This is a genomic window from Lamprobacter modestohalophilus (assembly GCF_016583905.1).
In the GTDB taxonomy this organism is placed as follows: domain Bacteria; phylum Pseudomonadota; class Gammaproteobacteria; order Chromatiales; family Chromatiaceae; genus Lamprobacter; species Lamprobacter modestohalophilus.
In genome coordinates, this window is record NZ_NRRY01000123.1 from 1 (window position 1) to 2696 (window position 2696).

Genomic DNA, 2696 nt, shown 5'->3' on the forward strand with positions numbered 1-2696 from the left:
TCAGCACCCGGATCAGATAATGAGCGAGCATCAAGGCATCGACTTCTTGCACGACCCCGGCGGGGGTCTGACTGCGCAGCACGGGACGTTCGCGCTGATGGGTCTTGAGTTCGTCAAAGGTGATTTCGATACCCCATCACAGAAACCGCTATAGAAGTTTTTTTGACAGCGCCGCAAACGTCACCAATACTTGAATCAAAGGCGTTATTGAGGCTCGCGCAATGGCTGGATCAGCGGCGTGACGCGTCCGGCTCCGATCGACTGGAGCACCCTGCCGCTGACGCGGCGAGCGCCGCTGACGCGGCGAGCGCCGCTGATTGCGCTGCTGAGCCGGTTGGTGGAACGCCAACTGCAGCCCGCCCAGGGGCAGGAGACCGTCGATGAGTGCCACCCTCTCGCCGGTCCAACGCCCGGCGGCCGCGTTCGTGGTCGGCAAGATCCAGGCGTGCCATCTCAACCGTCTCGCCATCGTCTCTGTGCGCCAGTCGACGCTGCAGCAGGTCGAGCGCCATCAGGAATCGACCCGGCTGCAATACGCCCTGACTGAGCGGGCGGTTGCACTCGGCTGGGCACCTGAGCATGTTGAGGTCATCGATGATGACCTCGGGCGCTCCGGGGCAAGCGCCGAGGGGCGTCCGGGCTTTCAGCGCCTGATGAGCGAGGTCAGTCTGGATCATGTGGGCCTGGTGCTCGGCATCGAGAGTTCGCGCTTAGCGCGCAGCTCGCGTGACTGGTACCAGCTGCTGGAGGTCTGCGCGCTGTTCTCCACGCTGATTGGCGACGCCGACGGCCTGTATGATCCCCAGACGTATAACGATCGGTTGCTGCTAGGACTCAAGGGGACCATGTCCGAAGCCGAGCTGCACATCCTCAAGCAACGCATGCTCGAAGGCAAGCGGGCCAAGGCGCGCCGTGGCGAGCTCAAGACCTTGCTGCCCATGGGCTATGTGCGCGCACCCTCCGGGGCGGTGAGCAAAGACCCGGACGCCCAAGCGCGCGGGGTGATCGAGACCATCTTCGTGCAGTTTCAGCGCTGCGCAACGATCAACGGGGTGCTGCGCTACCTGGTCGAGCATCAGCTCCAACGGCCCTATCGGGTGATCAGCGGTGCGCAGACCGGGCAGCTGCAGTGGCGTCGGCCCAATCGGGTCACGCTCAGTAACCTGCTGCACAACCCCACCTATGCCGGCGCCTATGTCTATGGCCGTCGTCCCACCGACCCGCGCCGCCGCCAGCCGGGGCGCCCCTCCACCGGACGGACGGTCACCGGCCCCGAGCAGTGGGAGGTCCTGCTCAAGGATCGCCTACCGGCCTACATCAGCTGGGCGCAGTATGAGGCCAATCTGCGTCAGCTCGCCGCCAACACGGCACAGGCTGGAGGTGTCGCTCGTCAAGGTCCCTCGTTGCTGTCAGGACGCCTCGTGTGCGGGCGTTGCGGCCTGAGCATGATGACCCAATACACCAACAATGCCACAGGGTTGCGCTACAGCTGCTCGCGCGATGCGGTCGACGATGGTGCGCCGCGGTGTCAATCGCTCAGCGGTGCGACGCTGGACGCCTTGATCACGCGCCTGGTGTTGGACGCCCTGCAGCCGGCGGCCTTGGAGATCAGTCTGCAGGTCGCCGACGACCTCGAGGGTGAACGCGCGCGCCATCATGCGGCCTGGCAACAGCGACTTGAGCGGGCACGCTACGAAGCGGAGCGCGCTGAGCGCCAGTACCACGGGGTCGAGCCCGAGCATCGCTTAGTCGCGCGCACCTTGGAAGCGCAGTGGGAGGCGGCCTTGAGTGCTGAGACGCACCTCAAGGCTGACGATGCGCGTTTTCTCGCCAACGCGCCTCAAACGCTCTCGCAGACCGAGCGCGCGCGCATCCGAGCGCTGGCTGCGGACATCCCCGCGCTCTGGAAGGCCAAGACCACGAGCGATGCCGAACGCCAAGCGATCGTCCGCTTGCTCATCGAGCGCGTGATCGTGACCGTCATCGATGACAGCGAGCGCGTGGCCGTGGAGGTCCACTGGATCGGCGGCCATCACACCCGCACCCACTTGATGCGACCTGTGGCACGCTTGGAGCAACTGAGCGATTACCCGCAACTGCTCGCCCGCGTGCTGGCGTTGCATCAGGCCGGACAGCGCTGTACGCAGATCGCCGAGCAGCTCAACGCCGAAGGCTGGCGACCGGCGAAACGCCGGGCCACGTTCAATGGCTCCATGGTCGCCAATCGACTCGCCCACCAGGGCCTACCCGCGGGCGCGACTCATGCCAAGGCGGCACCATGGCCAGAGCGCGACGCCCATGAATGGTCTTTACCCGAGCTCGCCCGAACACTGGAGATGCCGGCCGTCACGCTCTTTAGCTGGTTGCGCAAAGGCTGGTTGCAAGCCCGTCAGGTCCCGCGTGGCGGTCACCAGCAGTGGCTAATCTGGGCCGATGACGACGAACTTGCACGCCTGCGCTCGCGGCGCCAAGCCCCTCGCCGCTGGGTGAAACAGACCGAATCCTCCGCCGGCGCATCCGCCGGCCAACCCGCCTGACAGTTCTACGGAGGCAGCATGGCTGGTCAATCTCTTCTTCCCAGCGCTCATGGTACAGGCACACCAGGGTGCGAGCAGGGTCCAGTTCGGCATCGAGCAGGGTGGTCAGCAACCGATGACGCTCCTCCTTGCCGGGACGCTGCGGGTCATCAAGCGTGT

1 protein-coding gene is annotated in these 2696 nt (G+C 65.4%); it reads left to right on the forward strand.

The window, feature by feature from the left end; translation table 11 throughout:
* Positions 1–380: 380 nt before the first annotated feature.
* Positions 381–2537 carry a recombinase family protein gene (locus CKO42_RS26095; protein ID WP_200252191.1) on the forward strand — a complete coding sequence of 719 codons (2157 nt, stop codon included), beginning with the start codon at positions 381–383 and terminating at the stop codon, positions 2535–2537.
* The last annotated feature ends 159 nt before the right edge of the window (positions 2538–2696 follow it).

Excerpts from the sequence above, each read along its gene's own strand:
- CKO42_RS26095 (WP_200252191.1), top strand. The coding sequence starts at position 381 with ATGAGTGCCACCCTCTCGCCGGTCCAACGCCCGGCGGCCGCGTTCGTG.